Origin of the sequence: Ligilactobacillus salitolerans (assembly GCF_003864415.1) — a bacterium.
GTDB classification, from domain to species: Bacteria; Bacillota; Bacilli; order Lactobacillales; family Lactobacillaceae; genus Ligilactobacillus; species Ligilactobacillus salitolerans.
In genome coordinates, this window is the sequence record NZ_BFFP01000003.1 from 54,712 (window position 1) to 73,748 (window position 19,037).

Sequence of the window (19,037 nt, forward strand, 5' to 3'; positions counted from 1 at the left end):
TCGTTTTAGACATTTATGATTACAAAACACAGAAAGGATGTTTTATGTATGGATGAAATGGTAAAAGAGACACAGGTCTGGCTCAACAAAACCTATAGTGCAGTTTCTGGCTTTGGTAAAGTGCCCGAGGATGGTAATACTGGTTGGAACACAGTTTATGGGCTAACTCGAGCTTTACAACACGAATTGGGGATCACAACTCTTGTTGATAATTTTGGCCCTTCAACTGCAGCCAAATGGGACGCCCAATTTGCCAATATAGTTAAAACTGGTTTTAAGCACAATGTGGTTAAGATCATTCAGGGCGGATTTTGGTGTAAGGGTATCAACCCTGAGGACTTTACTGGAGAATTTACTGCTAGCACTGCAGCGGCTGTCGTTGAATTAAAAAAAGACGCCGGTCTCAAGGACACCAGCGCCAAGGTAAACTCGGATATTATGAAAGCCTTGTTGACAATGAGCGCGTTTGTTTTAGTTCCTGGCGGGGATGCTAAAATTCGTTCAATGCAACAACAGCTTAATCATGATTATCAAGCCTACACTGGTATTTTACCATGTGATGGGATTTATCAAAAGGATACGAACACTGCTTTGATCTATGCTTTACAAGCAGTTGAAGGGATGGATACGGGAACTGCTAATGGTTATTATGGTCCTGGTACGATCAATAAAACACCAACTGTTAATTCTGGCGCAACTGGGGCAATCGTCAAAATTATTCAATATGGTCTTTATGTTAATGGTTTCTATTCAGGAGATTTTAATGGCCAATTTACGCAAAGTGTTGCTGACGGTGTAGTTTCCTTTAGAAAATTTATGAAGTTACCACCATATAATTCAACTGCTGATTTGACTGTGATCAAAGGCTTGTTAACTAGTAACGGCAACACTAACCGCTCTTCTGAAGCTGTCGACATGGCTACTCAAATCACATCAGCCGCTACGGCTAAATCACTGAAAGAAGCTGGATATAATATTGTCGGTCGTTATTTGACAGGAAGCGTCGGGACTGGCAGCAATGAACGAGATAAAAGTCTGACTAACAGTGAAATTAAGCTGTTATTAGATGCTGGACTTAAGTTCTTTCCGATTTACGAAGATGGCGGCTATGAAGAAAGTTATTTTAATAGTAAACAAGGTTTCACAGACGGTTCAATTGCGGTTAATGCTGCCCGTCAGCTTGGCCTCCCGAGTGGGACGGTTATCTATTTTGCCGTTGATGTTGATATTCAAGATGGAAACATGAGTAGTACGGTTATCCCTTATTTCGAGGGTATCGCTGGTATTATAGGCTCAACTGAATATAGCCCAGGTATTTATGGAACACGCAATGCCTGCTTGCATGTCAACAAGTTAGTTAAGTATAGTTTTGTTGCTGATATGTCTTCCGGGTGGAGTGGAAATTTAGGGTTTAAAATGCCCGAAAATTGGAGCTTTGATCAGTTCAACGAATTTACCGGAGCCTCAACAGGTATTGACATGGATCAGGTTGCTGTTTCTGGTAAAGATAACGGGGTTTCTAAAGTTACCAAGGTTAATACAAATCCTAATGCCGCCTTTTTTGCCCAACTACAACAAGTTGAAGACCAGGCGTATAGTTATATCAGCAGTGAAAATTCTTCAACTCCTGCTGAACAGCTTGTTGCCCAATTTTATAGACAATTTTCTTATTCTTCACCAAGTTGGGACCCCTTAGCCGGTGGGTTAAATACTAGTTGGGTGGCATTTGCAAACTCAGCATTACATGTTTCAAAAGAAAGTAACTTCGAAACTCTTTATGATAGCACTACTGGCATAAAAATTGGCTTACCACACATGATGGCTTCTTTGAACACACTTTTATTTTGGGGAGAACCACAGTCAGCCTCAGGAATTCAAGACCTTGGAGGATGGTGTGGAGATCTTTTGACAAGTATAGAAGATGCTCATCTTGACGAGAAAAAATACAGCTCTTTTTATAATTCAATTACCGCATATGTAGGTAATAAAGGGCAATTTGGAAGGGAAGACTTGGTTGACGATTTAGATGCACTCAACATTTACAGTACGATCCGTTCACAAAGTAACCAAACTATATCCAAAATCATTAAGACTTATTACACCAGTAATGAAAGCTCCGTTCGGTTTAATTCTTACCTAAGTAATCGTTTTGATGATGACCTTGATTCACTACAAAATGACACATATACTCTTTTAAAAGGTGGAACAGGTTCATGGGGTACGGCTTATAAAACTGCTTTATTGGCTTTTAAAAAATTCAAACTACAAAAGTATCCTTCTTATTCCGACAGTGAGGCCAAAGATGCCGCTAAAGCTTTTCGCAAGTTAATTGAACAAAACGCATAGAAAGTAATAAGCAAAATGATAAACTATATATATTAGTTTGTCATTTTGCTTATTTTAGTCTTCACATTCATTAAAAAAATAGAAAGAGGTGCTATATCAGCCTTGTATTCATGGTTAATGATAATATTAGCTGTCATTTTTTTCATAACAATTGACTTTTTGTATCTAAGTAACCATATAAATGGTACCACCATTGAAAATGGCTATTTTAAAAGCATCATCACAATTATTATTTCACTTTTATCTAGTTGGTTCATCTCCAAAGGTTTGTCCTCCCTTTTTCTAAATTCTCCCTCAGAAGTTGTAGTCGCTAATTTGTTCGGCTTTATACTAATAATTGTGGCATTGATAGGTTTCTTACTTCTATTCAGCACTGCAAGGCATGATATTATAGCTGGAAGAAAAACTATCCAAGAGGCTCAAAAAAAATACTTTGGCCACAATCAAGCCCTAACTTTTGTTATGGTTCATTACGTAATCGGAATAAGTAGTGTTGTATTAATTAATAGCATTATATATTTGCCAATCTTTCTCGACTTTTTGATTCCTATCCCCAAAAGTTATCCTGGTAACATTGAAAAAAGCGAATTACAAGAACTCATAGCTTTTATTATTACGCTTGTGATACCTTGTTTGATCGTAGTTTTTACACCCTTTTCTTTGAGAAAATTACTCTCTCATTTCGATAAATAGGATCAATTATGCAGCAATTATGGGGTGTTTTTTCATAAGACCAGTTTCTTGTCCCACTTTTTTGACTTGGTTTGATCTACTAGGCTAGCAGCTTCTCTAAGTAATCGATCGCCGTTTCTTTAGGCAGGTCATGCTGGTCAATAAAGACCCAAGTTAAAAGGACCATGACAGTTTCGGAAAGATAAGCTACCAGCAAGTCTTTTGGAAGTTGGTGCTCAAGTCCGGATTTGAGGTCGCCAATGATTTGGTTGACCTCTTTTTTGAGGTAATTAACAAAACTTTGCACCATTTGGCCGTCGATATCGTTGTGCAGCAAGATCTTGCCTAAAAGCTCTTTCCGCTCGGTCAACAGATCATAAAGATTTCCAAAGTAAAGATGGGCCGCTTGTTCAGGTGTTAAATGCTGGGAATCATTGATTTGAATATCGCTCACGATCAGGAACCAGCAATAATTCAGCAGGTCATACTTATCTTCAAAATAATTGTAAAAGGTCGTTCGCGGGTAGTCCGCATCTGTGCAGATCTGGTTGACCGTGATTTTCTCAAATGCTTCTTGTTGGAGTAAATTTAAGAAGACTGAAGAAAATGCGGTCAAAGTTCGCCGTGCTCCACGAGTCAGTTTGTGGTCTAAATCAATTTTCATCTAATCATCTCCTGGACAGTTTGTTAGATCTGTTCATTTTTGGGCAAATGCAAAAGAATGTAGCTTGAATATTTTTTGGTTAAATTTTACTATTTCTCAATAGTTTAACATATGCACAAAAATGATTAGACGAAGAGGGAGAGAAAAATGGGGAAATTTAAACAAAACTATTGGTTATCTTTGCTGACTTGGCTAGTAATCGGGATCATTAGTCTGTTAGCCTTGCCAAATATTTCGCAGGTCGTAGCAGAACACGGGCAGACGCAGATCCCAAGTTCTGCTAAAAGTGAGGTTGCCAAGACTATCCAGCAAGATTGGGGGCACCATCTCAAGAATACACGGCAGATCGTGGTTGTCTTTAACAATGGTGACCAGCAGCTAAGCGGCCAACAGCAAAAGAAAATCACGCAAACTATCCATAAATTAAAGGCTGATAAAGATAAATATGGAATCAAAAAGTTCACGACTGCCGCGGATAATTCTGCCACGCAAAAACAGCTGGTATCTAAAGACAAGTCGACCCAGCTTTTGCAGTTAGACGTCAGCAAGAAACGCTCTGTCCGGGAAAGCACCCGGAATTTGAAAAAAGCGGCTGCTACGGCGGGTGTTAAAACCTACGTGACGGGCGGAGACGTCCTGACTGACGATTTTAGCCGGGCAACTGAAGAGGGGATCAAAAAAACTGAGGTTATTGCAGTAATTTTTATTTTACTGGTCTTGATCGTGATTTTCCGTTCGATCGTGACACCCTTGATTTCACTGCTATCAGTGGGACTTAGTTTTATTGTGTCGTTAGCGATCGTGATGAATTTGGCCAAAAACGGCTGGCTGACGATCTCTAACTTCACTCAAGTATTTATGGTCGTTGTCATGTTCGGAATTGGGACGGATTATAACATCCTCTTATACCATCAGTTCAAGAATTACTTGAGCCAAGGATTAGAGAAACATGCAGCAACTAAACATTCACTGAAAGTTGCCGGTAAAACGATCCTTTATTCCGGCAGCTCGGTTCTGATCGGCTTTTTGACCCTGGCTTTAGCCAAGTTTTCAATTTATCGCTCAGCGATCGGTGTCGGGATCGGCGTTGCGGTTCTCTTACTAGTTCTGTTGACACTCAATCCCTTCTTTATGGCAACACTGGGAGAAAAAATCTTCTGGCCCAGCCATCAGCAGGCTGAGACTAAAACGAATCACTTGTGGAGTTTTCTTTCAAAGAATTCTGCCGCTCATCCTTTTATTGCCTTGGGGATCGTGTTCCTAGTTGCATTACCATTTGTTTTCACCTACCAGAATGGTTTGAACTATGACACAACAGTCGAATTGCCGGACAATTATTCTTCGAAACAGGGCTTTAAAGTAGTTCAGCAACACTTTAGTCAAGGAACGGCGGAACCAACCACGATTTATATTCAGTCAGACCATAAGTTGAATAACGAAAAAGATCTGAAAAACCTTGACCAGATCACCCGACAAATCAAAGATCAGTCCGGGATCAAAACAGTGGCTTCTGTAACGCGGCCAAGCGGGACTAAAATCAATCAACTCTATGTTCAAGATCAGTTGAGAAACTTAAACGGACAAACAGGCAAGGTCCAGTCTGGTTTAGGTGAGATCAGCCGCCAAACAGGTACTAGTTCCTTTGACAGCAGTCAACTGAAAGATATCGGGAACAAGACCCAACTGATCGGGCAAAAATTAAAAGAGATCCAGTCGGCATCACAGAGCGGTTCTAGCCAGCAAAATGTCTTGCCGCAGTTGCAGCAAAAAATGACAGCTGCAGGTCAACCGTTGTCTGCACAACAACTACAGATGCTTGGTGTCATGCTGCAGCAGATGCAAGGCCAGCAAAAGGCGACCTTGAATGAACTGCAGCAAAGCTTGCAAGCCATTGCGGCATACACACAGGCCATTGGTCAGGATGCACAAGGAACGGGACAGCAGCTTAAAGAGCAGCAAGCTCGCATTAGTCAGGCATCTAAGGGACTTGCCCAAATCAATGGCGGGATGACTTCAATGAGCCAATATCTGCAGGGCCTGCAAAATTCAGCGGCTGGGGCAACATTTTATATTCCGCAAAATGTTTTACAGAGCTCGACTTTTAAGAGTGCCCAGGATAACTATCTTTCCGCTGATAAGAAGACTGCTAAGTTCACGATCATACTCAGTTCGGATCCGGCAGCTAAAAAATCGCTGGACAAAGTCAATGCTTTGCAGACACAAGTCAAAAACAATCTCCAAGGGACGTCCTTGAAAGGAGCCCGTGTGGCGGTTGGCGGCCAATCTGCTAGTTTAGATGATACTGCCAGGGTCTCGAAGGCTGATTTTTTCCGCAGTGCTGCTTTAATGTTGATTGGGATCGGCATAGCTTTAATGCTGGTGACTCGGTCGATCCTCCAGCCGCTTTATATTATCGGGACACTGATGTTGTCTTATTTTGGCGGGATCAGTATTGCGCGCTGGTTAAGCGGAGTGTTTTTAGGTGATAAGATGTTGAGCTGGAACACACCGTTCTTTACTTTTGTCATGTTAATAGCACTAGGCGTGGATTATAGTATCTTCTTGATGAGCAAGTACCGTGAGTATGGTGCTTGGAATGATGTACCTAGTCGCCGGATCGTGAAAGCTTCTGGTATGGTCGGGACAGTCGTGATCTCCGCTGCATTGATCCTTGGTGGGACGTTTGCGGCTTTGATCCCAGCTAATGTTGTCACCTTGACCCAAGTGGCAATTGGGGTCATGAGTGGACTGCTGATCCTAGTTTTCGCTATTCCAACTATCAACAGCAGCTTGATCAGGTTGACCTATCCTCTGGACGACAAAATGAAACAAAAGGAAAAGAAGTAAGTGTTTTTTCGCTTTAAATTTTCCACAAGAAAAAGCTTCTGTTATCTTGATCATTTCAGATCAAATTAACAGAAGCTTTTTAATGTCTTGGAGAAGAATTAGTAAACTGCTTCTTCACTTTCTGGGTCGAAGAAGTGGGCGCTGTTTAGGTCAAAACCAAGCTTAACTTCGGAGCCTGTTTCTGTAAAATCACGCGCATCAACTTTAGCAACAACTTCGGTATTGCCAATCTTACTGTATAGTTGCGATTCGGCACCGAGGAGTTCTGAAACAACCACTTTCGCGGAAACTACCGCATTCGGGAAGGTCTCCAGGAAGGCGTTTTCAGTATGCAGGTCTTCGGGACGAATACCAAAGACTAACTGTTTGTTTTGATAGCCCTTGGACTCTAAGACCTTCAGACAACCGGAAGGAACTTCGAGGTTGAAGTTGCCGTCTTCGTCTTTAATGGTGTTTCCGGTTAATTGAACTTTAAAGAAGTTCATGGCTGGTGAACCAATAAAGCCGCCGACAAAGACATTTGCTGGGTTATCATAGACTTCTTGCGGTGTTCCTACTTGCTGAACTTTTCCGTCTTTCATGATGACGATCCGGTCAGCCATTGTCATAGCTTCAGTTTGATCATGGGTCACATAAATTGTAGTAGTTTGTAGACGTTGATGCAGTTTAGCGATTTCTGCACGCATCGAGACCCGCAGTTTGGCATCAAGGTTAGAAAGCGGTTCGTCCATTAAGAAGATCGGAGCATCACGCACAATGGCACGGCCCAGGGCAACACGTTGCCGCTGTCCACCAGAGAGGGCGGCTGGTTTCCGGTCTAAGTAGTCGGACAATCCTAAGATTTGAGCTGCTTCTTTGACCTTTTGATCGATGTCTTCTTTACTATATTTCCGTAATTTCAAACCAAAGGCCATGTTATCGTACACAGTCATGTGAGGGTAAAGGGCATAGTTCTGGAAAACCATCGCGATGTCGCGGTCTTTTGGAGCCTCGTCGTTCACCGTCTTACCATCGATCTTCAGCTCACCCTTACTAATATCTTCAAGTCCTGCCAGCATCCGTAAGGTTGTTGATTTACCACAACCGGAAGGGCCAACAAACACTACGAATTCTTGGTCTTTAACATGTAAGTTAAAATCGGTTACTGAATAGTCAGAAGCATTTTCGTATTTTTTATAAATATGATTTAATTCAATTTCAGCCATTTCAAGTCACCTTATACTTTCTATCAATTCTTAAAAATTTTTGAATTACGGCTCTAATCCTTCATTTAAGACATCGTCCACTTCAACTTCTTTTTGCGGAGACTCGACGTGTGAAGGGATGAAAAACTCGTTTGCTTTTTTGATCACTGCTGGATCAACTTTTGGCTGCCGATCGACAGTCAACAAACCATTGACTTCTTGTTCCGTATCACTGAGCTGGGTGTAAACAAAGCCGGTCAGACAATGTGAAGCCCCGACAGCATCAATGATCCGCTGATATTCGCTGATGAACTCTTCGTCTGATTGTGCCCCTGTATAACCCCAGCCGTTAGCTGCATCGTGCTTGTTATACCCGACACCACCAAATTCAGTTAACAGGATCGGCTGACCAGTGTAGCTAAAACCGTCTGCAAAGATATCCCAAACTGGCGGGTTCATGATGATGTTTTCCCAAGAACTCAGAGTTTCTCGATACTGCTGGTAGGTCTTCTCATCATCCTTGGTACCATGGGCGTAATTATGGACCGCACAGATGTCAGTTTCGGTCTGAGCCCAGCCGTCATTAGACTCAACTAAACGAGTCGGATCAAGCGAATGGATCAAATGGTACAGAGCTTGAGTAAAGTGCTGCTGTTGGCGATCGATATGGACTTGTGGAACGCCCCAGCTTTCATTGATCGGGACCCAAGTCACGATCGACGGGTGGTTAAAGTCGCGTTCAATGATCTCAAGCCATTCTTTATAAAGTGTTGATTCAGCCTTAGCAGTAAAGACGTTCGCTGCAGCACATTCTCCCCAGCAAATGAAGCCTAGTTGGTCTGCCCAGTACAAGAAACGAGGATCTTCAATTTTTTGATGCAGGCGCGCACCATTAAAGCCCATTTCTTTGGTCAAGTTAATATCTGTTTTGAAAGCTTCATCATCAGGCGCAGTCAGCAAGCTGTCTGGCCAATAACCTTGGTCTAAGACCAGTTTCTGGTAATAAGGACGGTTGTTAAGGTAAACCATGCCTTTAGCTGTGTGGATCTTACGCATCCCAAAGTATGAAGCCACACTATCAGTTTGTCCGTTAGGGGCTTTGGTCTCGAAGGTAACATCAAACAAATGCGGGTGTTCCGGTGACCAGAGCCAGCCTTCATTATGATAGCCGATCCTAAAGATATGCTTGCCCAGTAAATCAGCGCTGAGCTCAAAACTTTCTTCTTGCGGATACAGTGTCACTTTGGCAACTTGCTGTTTTTCAAATGTGATCGTAGCCGTGACTGCGGTCTCTGGCACGAAGTTGGCGATTTGACCAGTGATTTTAATGCTGCCGTGATCAATATCTGGGTAATACTGGACTGAATCAAGGCTGGTGTGCGGCCGTTTTTCCAGCCAAACCGTCTGCCAGATCCCTGTCGTATTGGTATACCAGATGCCAGAGCTTTCACCTATCCAGTTTTGCTTGCCACGGGTCAATTCCTCATCACGGACAGGATCTTTCGCGCGAACTGTCAGTGTATGTTCCTTTTGGGCGGATAATTGTTTGCTGATATCAAAGGTAAAACTGGTATGCCCGCCTGAATGACTGCCAATATGCTGATCATCCAGCCAAACGTCAGCGTGAAAATCGACTGCTCCAAAGTGAAGCAGCAGATCTTCATCCTGAGCTAGTTCGGTAGAAAATGTCCGCTGGTACCAGACCACACTGTGTTCGCTTTGATCATCAATGCCGCTTAACTTAGTCTGATAAGCAAAGGGCACTTCAATTTTTTGCTCCCAGTCATGACCGGTGAACCATTGCTCTTTGACACCCAGATCCTGGTCGTCAAAAGAAAAGTCCCAGCTGCCATTTAAGTTAGTCCAGTTTTCTCTTTGAAATTGTGGTTGAGGGTATTCAGTTCTGTACATATTAATTTTCTCCTTCGTCAGCGAGATGTTGATCGCCATTTGTATGAGTTTAATGTGTTCTTAACTCGGTCGACGGACCGGATGATAATATTTTTCTCCTAAACGCTTCTCTTTACTCTCTTTTTTAAAGACATAATGATTATTGCTGGAACCAGGGTTGCAACCGAAATAATGTCCATGCAGAGATAAGCTAAAATCGCCTCTAGCACTAAAATTGGGGTGATTGCTTTTGAGAGCGGCTTTTGCTTTAAGAAATACATGGCGATCAATAGGTTAACCAGCCCAGCCAGCATGAATAATCCACCAATTAGGCCATTAAATGAATTTAATGGAACAGCATGTGAGAATTCTTCCAGCTCATTGATTTTAGTTGGGTTGAAGAAGCCTAGGAAGATCGTCAACGCGCCATCAATGAACTGCCAGGCAGCACAAGCGATTAAAAGAAATTTTTCCCAATTTTTTGCTAGCATGTTTGATTATCCTTTCACTCCGACTGATAACGACATCGATTGTAAGAAGTACTTCTGAGCCACTAAATATAAGATAAATGTTGGGATGATCGCGATGATCGCACCAGCCATCAAGGTTGGGATATCAGCAACATACATACCTTGCAGCAGCTTCAAACCTGGAGTGATCGGCATGCGGTTGATATCTGAAAAGACGATCGATGGCCAGAGGAAATCGTTCCAAGAACCTGTAAACGTGAAGAGGGCAACCACGTACAGGACTGGTTTAACCAAAGGCAAGATCACGATATGGAAAATCTGCCAGTCACTGGCTCCGTCGATCCGAGCTGCTTCATCGTAGGCAAGCGGGATATTATCCATGAATTGCCGGACCAAGAAGATATTTAACGCTCCGGTTGCTGCAGGGAAGATCATTGCCCAAGGTGTGTTAGCCCAGCCTAAGAAGGTCATGATCTTGTACAGTGGGATGATGTTCATAACTGCAGGAAACATCATGGTAGATAACAAGAAATAAAAGAGCGTGTTTCTGCCCTTAAAGCGCAAGCGTGAAAAGGCAAAAGCGGACAATGATGTTACGACTAAAACTAAGATCGTTGAGCCGCCCGCGATCACCAGTGAGTTTAAGAACCAGCGAAAGACAGGGGTGTTTGATGTGTTTTGCAACAATCTACTATAGTTGGTTAAGATCCAGTTGATCGGCAGGAAACGAAAACCAACCGATTGCATTTCGATGTTACTCTTAAATGAGGACATTACTCCATAGAGCAAGGGAACGACCCAGATGATCGCTAAGAGCAGCAAGAAAATAAATGAGGTCCATTTTGAGACACTGTTTTGTTTTGTTTTCATAAAGGTTTCACTCCTTTGCACTAGTCTTTATCTCTTAAGAGGTAGAGTTGGACCATGGAAACGACTGTGATACAGATCCCCAAGATAACTGCCATTGCTGAGGAAAGCCCAGCCAAGGACTGACCAGAACCAAAGGCATTTTGCTGAATGTTCATCATCAAAACAGAAGTTGATCCGTTTGGTCCACCATTAGTTAACATCAATGGTTGTCCGTAAATGTTGAACTGAGCAATTGTAGTTGTCACGATCGTATAAAGCAGCTGACCACGGATGCTTGGCAGTGTAATATGGATGAACTTGGACCAGCTTGAAGCACCATCCATATCGGCAGCTTCATAGTAATCCTTGGAGATCCCGTTTAGGGCAGCTTGATAAATGATCATATTGCCGCCAATCGTCCACCAAACCGTCAAAATTACGATCGTCATCCAAGCCCAAGGCTGTGTACCAGTCCAGACTTGGTTGAGGTGAAACAGAGTGTTTAAAGGACCGTAGTTCGGGTTGAAGATCAGTGACCAAACAATAACAACGGCTGAAATAGAGAAAAGACTTGGCAAGTAGAAAAGGCCTTGGAAAAATTTCCCTAAGAATGGCTTGGTATTTAATGCCACCGCTAACAGCAGGGGTACTACGATACAGAACGGCACAGATAATAATACGAATAAAATAGTGTGCCATAAACCGCTAGTTAATTGGTCATGGAAAATTGAGTTGGAGAACAGAATGTTCTTGTAGTTTTCCAGACCGACAAAATCTGGTGTCCGAACCAGATCCCACTTGGTAAAGGAGACATAGATCCCAAAGACCAGCGGGATCAAAAAGAAAATCGAGAAAATAATCAAATGCGGTAACAAATAGTAAAGTGGATGGCTCTTGGTAGGCTTTGAATTCCGGCTTTTTGTCCGGACGTTTTCAGCCGTTTTGGCTGTGTTAAGCATATCTTCCATCGTTTTTCCTCCCATCTAATAGAACCATAGGCATCGATTTAATTTAAAAAGGAAATTGCTAACCTTCTAATCTGCCATTTGTGCATCAACTTCGTCTTGGACAGTGTTTTGCATTTTCTTGAGATATTTAGAAATAGAAGTTTTGTTGAAAACTGCATCATAGGCATAGCGATCCAGATAATCGGCAAGATAGCCGTTATAACGATAATCAAAGATGGTCAGCGAATTTTGTTCAGTTTTGTTAGAAAGCAAGAACGATTGCTGCATATTGTTATATTTTGCATTCTTGGTAATAGCCAGTGAAGCCGGATTTTGTCCTGCTTCAGCCCAAGTTAGCGAATGAAGACGGACCCAGTTAATGAATTTTAAGGTTGCTTTAGTCTTAGCTTTGCTCCGCTTTGGCTGTTTCAGCAAAACAAACTGATGGCTAGAAGACCAGTTGACCATTTTGTTAGGGTTAGATGAAATTTGCGGCATATTGGTTACACCGTATTTGATCTTGCCTTCTTTGATCTGATTGTTCATCCAGATCCCTTCTGGGAAGAAGATATCTTTGCCAGTTAAGAATAATTGCATTGGATCTTGCCCATCTTGAGAGGTGATCTTTTCTTCACGTAATCTCTTGTAAAGGTTGATCGCTTTTTTAGATGTTGCATTGTTGAAAGTTGGGTTGCGGCCGTCTTTAGTCAACTTGCCGCCCATCTGACCATAAAGGGAAAGGAAAAGTGGTTTCCACCAGGTCAAGCCCAAAGCTGTAATGCCGTCTTTTTGGGATTTTTTCCCTGCTTCTTCAATTTCCTTGAAGGTAACAATGTTGTCATCTAGAGCATGTGGAGCATATTTTTTAACTAGATCCTTGTTGTAGTACATGAAGGTTGTATGGATATCCAATGGGACACCATAACGATGGCCTTCGTACTTGCCGTTTTTCCAAGCTTCAGGCACGTAGTTTTTGCCCTTGATCTGGGGAAACTGTGAGAGATAAGGATCATAACTATCAAGCAAGCCATTATGAACGTAATCTTTGATCCGTTCAACGTGGACGATTTGCAGATCTGGGATCCCTTTTCCGGAGTTGACGATCGTCGGGATCTTGGAATACATATCTGATTCTGTCAGCGAAACATTTTTAACCTTATACTCAGGGTTAGTTTTATTGTATTGGTTAATCAGCTTCTGCATGTTGGTACCATCTGGACCTGTGAATGGGTTCCAGAAAACGATTTGTTTATTGGACGCAGCATGAACAAAATCTGTCTTGGAACTAATGAAAAATGACAAGAATAACGAGAATGTTAACATAAACAAAACACGTAGTTTCTTCATCGGTGCTCCTCCCTTACTAACATGGTAGTTCACTATATAGCTAACAAAATTTTGAAAAAGCGCTTTCACAAAAACTATAATACTTCTCTGAGAAAGCGGTGTCAACGTTTGCTAAGCTTGATTTACCATGGTTAGTTTAAAAAGATAACATCTTGTCTTTGACAAAAAAATACGTTAACATTGTTAATTAAATAGTGAACTAATTGGAGGTGTGGGGTATGGACCTCGATATCAACGAAGCATCCTTGCCTGTTTTTCAAGCATTAAGTTCAGCGGTGAGATTAGAATTGATCCAGATCATTTCAACGGAAACTATCTCGGCGACACAACTAGCCAAGAGAATGAATGTCAGTAAGGCGGCTATCTCGAAAAATTTACATATTCTGGAAGAAACAGATCTGATCCGTTTGGAAAAAGGAGCTGATGGCCGTGAATTAGTCCCAAGAATGAACGTGGAAAAAATCAACGTTAATTTTCCGGAAAAGATCTTCCCGCAGTATCACAGCAAAGTCTATTCACTACCTGTCGGCAGTTATTTTGAGATCGAAGGGGTCGAACCATCTTGCGGCCTGGCGACTTCAAACGAAATTGTAGGTGCGATGGACGACGTGAACGTCTTTTTTTCAGCGGAGCGTTTTAGAGCTGAACTCTTATGGTTTACTCAAGGCGAGATCGAATATATTATTCCCAATGAGATCCCGCGTGACGGGAAAGCGGAACTGGTTGAATTTGACTTAGAATTATCCAGCGAATTTCCGCTCTCGAATAATAATTGGCAGTCGAAAGTCGGTTTTTGGATCAATGACATTTTTATTGGGGCAATTGAGCTGCCGGGTAATTATTCCGACGTGCGGGGGACATATACGCCAGAATGGTGGCCGGATGACTTTAGTCAATACGGGTTGTTAAAGCATATTCGGGTCGGGAAACTTGATACCGCTGTCGACAGCATCAGTATTTCAGATGTGAATGTCGCGGATCTGCACCTGGAAAAACAAAGGCGGCTGGCCTTAAAAATGGCTGTTTTGCCGGTCGATGGTGAAACATACGGCGGGGTGACGATCTTTGGCCGAGAATTCGGCAATCATCACCAAGACATCAAGGCGACGATTTACTATTCGCAAAAAGATTGAAAAAATTGGACTGGAGGATCAAGCTAGTTTGGCGGACCGCTTAATTGTATTGAGAGTTGTTTTTGGTTAGACTAGGGGTGTAAGCAGTTAACCTAGAAAAGCAGTAAGCATCAGCGAAAATACAGATTGGAGGAGCCTATGAAAGAAGTTTTACTAGCTGGTCAAAAAGTTCCAGCCATTGGGATCGGAACTTGGCATATGGGAGATGTCCCTGCCAGAGAAGAACAGGGAATTCAGGCAATCAGAAACGGCTTAGATGCTGGCGCCCGGTTAGTCGACACCGCAGAAATGTACGGCTCAGGCCGCTCGGAAACTTTAGTTGGGAAGGCGTTGCAACCATACAAACGTGAAGATATTTTCTTAGTTTCCAAAGTTTTGCCGCACAATGCTTCCAAAGCAAAGCTGGAACGGCATTTAGATCAAAGCCTGCGCAGGTTACAAACGGACTACCTGGACTTATATCTGTATCACTGGCGGGGCAGAGTACCTTTGAAAGAAGTAGTTAGTGAACTGGAGCGTGTGCGGCAGGCCGGAAAGATCAAGGCCTGGGGCGTTTCAAATTTTGATACCAGTGATATGGAAGAGTTGTGGCAATTACCTGCTGGAAAAAACGCAGCTGCTAACGAGGATCTTTACAACATCGAAGAACGAGGGATCGAGTATGACTTGTTACCATGGCAAAAAGAGCACGAGCTGCCCTTGATCGCCTATAGTCCAGTCGGCGGGCGCCAAAATGAACTCGGGACCACCATGTTAAGAAATAAGGTCGTCCAAAAAATGGCCGAGCAGCATGGTGTTAGTCCATATGTTTTGTTGCTGGCTTGGATCATCCGCGATGGCCGCACGATTGCGATCCCGCAGACAAGCGACCCAGACCACGCTGCTGCAAACGTGCAGGCAGGTGAACTGGAATTGACTGGAGCGGAACTGTCTTCTTTGGATCAAGAATATCCGCAACCGACCACTAAAGAACCGTTGTCGATCAACTAGTAGTTTAGGCAGATGTTTCACGTGAAACACCTCTGTACTGGCTGAGTACTATTAATTCACGGAAGTAAAATAACAAGTCATGGCTTGTTTTTAATCGGAGGAACGTCAATTGTTGAAAATTGCTTTTATTGGTAACGGCAAAAGTGCCAACCGCTATCATGTTCCATTTATATTGAAATTGCAGGATAAGTTTCAGATCAAAACAATGTATTCCCGTCATTTGAAAGACGATTGGCCGAGACTGCAAGGGGTACATTACACGACAGACCTGGATGAAATTTACCAAGATCCGGAATTGGACCTAGTGGTTGTTTCAACTCCGCCGCAAGTTCATTATTCCTATGCCAAAGAATTGCTGGAGCACGGTAAAAATGTCCTAGTTGAAAAACCCTTTACCCAAACGGCAAAAGAAGCCCAGGAGCTCTTTGCTTTAGCCCAGGAAAAGAACCTTTTTATCCAGTGTTACCAGAACCGGCGGTATGATTCTGACTTCTTGACCGTGCAAAAGGTGATCAACAGCGGAGTATTGGGTAAATTAACTGAGATCGAGATGCACTATGATTACTTCCGCCCTCAGGTTCCACAAGGCGAGCATAATTTTTCTTGGGCAGATAGTTTCGTGTACAGCCATGCCTGCCATACCTTAGACCAGGTTATTTCTCTTTATGGCAAGCCGGATAATGTTCACTATGATGTGCGGCAACTACTGGGACCAGGAAGAATGAATGACTATTTTGACCTTGATTTAAATTACGGCGACCTAAAAGTCTCCGTTAAGTCTAGTTATTTCCGGATCAAACCCCGCCCAAGTTTTGTTGTCTATGGGCAAAAAGGGAGGTTTGTTAAGGAGACAAAGGATCGGCAAGAAGAACACTTGAAGCTCTTTTACATGCCAGATCACGCTGATTTTGGCTTGGACCTGCCTGAACATTTCGGGACTCTGACCTATGTGGATGACCAAGGACAATATCATGAGGAAAAAGTTCCTTCTGAAGTCGGGGATTACAGTCGTGTTTATGCTGATATCTATGAAACCTTGGTCAACCACCGTGAAAAAGCAGTTAAGGATGAAGAAACTATTTGGCAGATCAGTATGTTAGAAAAGGCGGCTAACCAGCTCAACCAATAAATGTGAAAGAGACAGGCGCAGTGTCATAAGGGCTGCACAAATCATTGAGATACTTGGGTAGAAAAATTTTGATGGTGGATCAAGATAGTCAAGGCTTTTGAAAAAGAGGTCATAACCATGAAAGAAAACATGCCTGGAATTTTCAGAATACTGGAAACCAATTTACAAAATGTAAAAAGTGGAGCAACTTTTTCATTGCCCAGTCTTTATGGGCTGGATAACTGGGATCGCTTATATATTGGGGACAAGGTCATGGCTGGCAACCAATTCTTACGCAAAGTTCGGCAAGGAGAATATCCTGAGGTCAGAGAATTGCCTAAGAATAGCCGGCAGCAGCAAAGACACTACCAAAAAAGATAAAAAGCATGGACAGCAAGTTCAGCAGAGCGGATGCAGCTGAATTTAGGTGAGTATGCTGATGTCTGTCCAAGCAAAAGAAACATTTGGTTAAAATAAAGAATACCTGTTAGAAACTATATACTGTTTAGTTTCTAGCAGGTATTTTTAATTTAAATTATCTGATGATCAGCTCGGAGGCGACCGGGATCTGTTGGAGTTCATCGTGTTGTACTAGCTGAAAAGCCACCTGGCCGACCTTGCGAAAATGGTGGTCGATCGTTGAAATGTTCATTAGTTTACTGGATAGTTGATTTTCCTGGCCCATTAAAGGAGGGACAGGCAGTTCTGAGTCAAGGTAGAGCTGTCTAACACCTGCCGCAATATCATCACCATTGGTAAAAATAAAATCCGGCTGTTGATTTAGTTGAACATACTTTTGCGCACCACGGTAGCCGTCGGCAAATGTGGTCACATCTGTCAAAATCAGTTCTGCCGGTGGAAAATCCCCAAAAACCTGCCGGTAGCAGTTAATGGTCAACTTGCTGGTGGCGCTTGATTCATAGCCGCGGCTTAACATGAGCGCGATCCTCTGAAAGCCCTGTTCCTTTAGATGGGAAAATGCTTTGAGATAGGTTGCTTCGCGGATTGTGAAAGCGGCTGAAATCGGGATCGATCCGGGGTCTTCGCAACAGACCACTGAACCATATTTACGGTATTCAGCCAACTGAGCCAAGGCGATCCCGTGGGAAGTAAAAATCAAACCGGCCAAACTTTTACGGTGGAGTTGTTCCAAGTATTTGACCTCAAGTTTAGCGTCATACTTTGACTGCAGGAGACTGACGTTATATTTAGCTGCAAAGGCAGATTCCATGATCCCAGCCACGAGCTCAGTAAAATAAGGGTGTTTCATATGGGGCACAACTACTCCGATCGTCGAGGTTTGGCCTAAGCTCAGTTCCTGAGCAACAGAGTTTGGGACATAGTCCAATTCACTGACTACTTGGCGGATCTTACTTGCAGCCGTCTGTGAAACATAGCCGCTTCGATTGAGATAACGTGAAACGGTCGAAGTTGAGTATCCCGCACGTTTAGCAATGTCTCTAATGTTAGTCATCTTGATCCGCCTGCTCCTTTATTCTGCCTGGCTTAACTCCGAGTTTTGTTCGTTTGGCAACTGTGAAATGAAGTGAGTGATCCCATAGGCCACACCATCTTCGTCGTTGGTTTTCGTGACAAATTTGCCGGCGCTTTTGATCACATCCAGGGCATTGCCCATCACGATCGGCGTCCCAACCGCCTGCAGCATCGGTAAATCATTGTGTCCATCACCGAAGGCAGCAGTTTCTTCCTGGCTGATATGCTGCTCTTGCATAATATATTCGATCCCGCGTGCTTTGACTGCATTTTTGCTGGTGATCTCCAAGTACATTGTACCAGATTGCTGGATCGCTACGGCCTTTAAATTAAGGGTCAACAGTTCACTTTGTAATTTTAACATTGTCTGCTGGTCAAAAACGATCAGCATAATTTTAAAAATTCCAGCTTGAGCGGCTGTACGTAACGTTTGTGAAGTGGTCAAAGTTGGTGTGATCCCAGTCAGACCGGTCTCATATTCGATCCCAGCATCGATTTGCTCCGTCAACCAGGCATCTTTGGTGTAATAACTGCAACTGACACTGGGAAAGTTTTCTTTTAACCAACGCAGGAGAGTGCTGCTAGTCTGACTGGGAATGAAGTGACTTTCGAGCACCTGGAGTTTGCCTTGAGTGCGGCGATAAATCAAGCCGCCGTTAAAACCAATTTGTGTCGTAGTTAATCCTAAATCATCGATTGCGGCTGCCATTTCGAGCGGGGCTCGGGCTGAGACAAGACTTAAAGGGATCTGGCTTTCCCTGATGACGCGAATATTTTCGGCACTGACCTGACCAGCATTATTGAGCAGCGTTCCATCCATATCTAGAAAAATCTGTTTGATCATGATGTTTCATCCTTTGTACTTTATTTCAAACCTTACTTGGTTATCTTAAACTGTGGGACGCGTTCCAGAGCAAACTATTTCGCCAATTTTAGTGAAAGTAGTTTGTAAAAATTAAAATTAATCGATGTGAACTGGGCACCGCTGGTCTTGAGCGCTGACCAGTGCTTTTTGTGTTTTACGCTATATGTTGTATTTAAAATTAGTTGGGTATACCATATGTAGCATAGAGAGCGAGGAGTGATAATTATGGCA

Annotated in this window: 16 protein-coding genes; 7 read left to right on the forward strand and 9 right to left on the reverse strand. The window is 42.9% G+C overall.

Going from position 1 to position 19,037, the window contains the following annotated elements:
* The first annotated feature begins 48 nt into the window (after window positions 1-48).
* Window positions 49-2,346: a glycoside hydrolase domain-containing protein gene (locus tag LFYK43_RS01555; protein WP_229717876.1), complete on the forward strand. Its 2,298-nt coding sequence runs from the start codon at window positions 49-51 to the stop codon at window positions 2,344-2,346.
* 45 nt (window positions 2,347-2,391) lie between these two features.
* Window positions 2,392-3,039 (forward strand): hypothetical protein, encoded by a 648-nt coding sequence (locus tag LFYK43_RS01560; protein WP_229717877.1) that lies wholly within the window; start codon window positions 2,392-2,394, stop codon window positions 3,037-3,039.
* Between the two features lie 79 nt (window positions 3,040-3,118).
* Here the strand turns inward: LFYK43_RS01560 and LFYK43_RS01565 are convergent, their stop codons facing one another.
* Complete coding sequence (locus LFYK43_RS01565; RefSeq protein WP_124974743.1) at window positions 3,119-3,682, reverse strand: TetR/AcrR family transcriptional regulator; 564 nt, start codon at window positions 3,680-3,682, stop codon at window positions 3,119-3,121.
* Between the two features lie 147 nt (window positions 3,683-3,829).
* Here LFYK43_RS01565 and LFYK43_RS01570 point away from each other — a divergent pair, with 147 nt between their 5' ends.
* On the forward strand, window positions 3,830-6,529 hold the full coding sequence (locus LFYK43_RS01570) for an MMPL family transporter (protein ID WP_124974745.1): 2,700 nt from the start codon (window positions 3,830-3,832) through the stop codon (window positions 6,527-6,529).
* 98 nt (window positions 6,530-6,627) lie between these two features.
* Here LFYK43_RS01570 and LFYK43_RS01575 read toward each other — a convergent pair whose 3' ends face one another.
* From LFYK43_RS01575 to LFYK43_RS01600, 6 genes are all read right to left on the reverse strand, one after another.
* A complete protein-coding gene (locus LFYK43_RS01575) occupies window positions 6,628-7,734 on the reverse strand; it encodes an ABC transporter ATP-binding protein (protein WP_124974747.1) in 1,107 nt (368 codons plus the stop codon).
* Between the two features lie 45 nt (window positions 7,735-7,779).
* Window positions 7,780-9,624, reverse strand: coding sequence for a glycoside hydrolase family 2 protein (locus LFYK43_RS01580; RefSeq protein WP_124974749.1), 1,845 nt, complete (start codon window positions 9,622-9,624; stop codon window positions 7,780-7,782).
* A gap of 98 nt (window positions 9,625-9,722) precedes the next feature.
* A complete protein-coding gene (locus tag LFYK43_RS01585) occupies window positions 9,723-10,094 on the reverse strand; it encodes a hypothetical protein (protein WP_124974751.1) in 372 nt (123 codons plus the stop codon).
* 6 nt (window positions 10,095-10,100) lie between these two features.
* Window positions 10,101-10,943 (reverse strand): carbohydrate ABC transporter permease, encoded by an 843-nt coding sequence (locus tag LFYK43_RS01590; protein ID WP_124974753.1) that lies wholly within the window; start codon window positions 10,941-10,943, stop codon window positions 10,101-10,103.
* A 20-nt stretch (window positions 10,944-10,963) separates the two neighbouring features.
* The gene (locus LFYK43_RS01595) at window positions 10,964-11,881 is read right to left on the reverse strand and encodes a carbohydrate ABC transporter permease (protein ID WP_124974831.1); all 918 of its coding nucleotides are present in this window, start codon (window positions 11,879-11,881) and stop codon (window positions 10,964-10,966) included.
* A gap of 75 nt (window positions 11,882-11,956) precedes the next feature.
* On the reverse strand, window positions 11,957-13,216 hold the full coding sequence (locus tag LFYK43_RS01600; protein WP_124974755.1) for an extracellular solute-binding protein: 1,260 nt from the start codon (window positions 13,214-13,216) through the stop codon (window positions 11,957-11,959).
* 218 nt (window positions 13,217-13,434) lie between these two features.
* Here LFYK43_RS01600 and LFYK43_RS01605 point away from each other — a divergent pair, with 218 nt between their 5' ends.
* From LFYK43_RS01605 to LFYK43_RS01620, 4 genes are all read left to right on the forward strand, one after another.
* Entirely contained in the window at window positions 13,435-14,349 is a 915-nt protein-coding gene (locus LFYK43_RS01605; protein WP_124974757.1) for an ArsR/SmtB family transcription factor, read from the forward strand.
* Between the two features lie 138 nt (window positions 14,350-14,487).
* On the forward strand, window positions 14,488-15,339 hold the full coding sequence (locus tag LFYK43_RS01610; RefSeq protein ID WP_124974759.1) for an aldo/keto reductase: 852 nt from the start codon (window positions 14,488-14,490) through the stop codon (window positions 15,337-15,339).
* A 109-nt stretch (window positions 15,340-15,448) separates the two neighbouring features.
* Entirely contained in the window at window positions 15,449-16,468 is a 1,020-nt protein-coding gene (locus LFYK43_RS01615) for a Gfo/Idh/MocA family oxidoreductase (protein WP_124974761.1), read from the forward strand.
* A gap of 117 nt (window positions 16,469-16,585) precedes the next feature.
* Window positions 16,586-16,828, forward strand: a complete 243-nt coding sequence (locus LFYK43_RS01620; RefSeq protein WP_124974763.1) for a single-stranded DNA-binding protein — start codon at window positions 16,586-16,588, stop codon at window positions 16,826-16,828.
* Between the two features lie 154 nt (window positions 16,829-16,982).
* On the opposite strand, the gene LFYK43_RS01625 is transcribed toward LFYK43_RS01620, so the two are convergent.
* Window positions 16,983-17,921: a LacI family DNA-binding transcriptional regulator gene (locus LFYK43_RS01625; protein WP_124974765.1), complete on the reverse strand. Its 939-nt coding sequence runs from the start codon at window positions 17,919-17,921 to the stop codon at window positions 16,983-16,985.
* Window positions 17,922-17,939: 18 nt separating this feature from the next.
* Window positions 17,940-18,785: a Cof-type HAD-IIB family hydrolase gene (locus tag LFYK43_RS01630; RefSeq protein WP_124974767.1), complete on the reverse strand. Its 846-nt coding sequence runs from the start codon at window positions 18,783-18,785 to the stop codon at window positions 17,940-17,942.
* Window positions 18,786-19,037 lie beyond the last annotated feature (252 nt).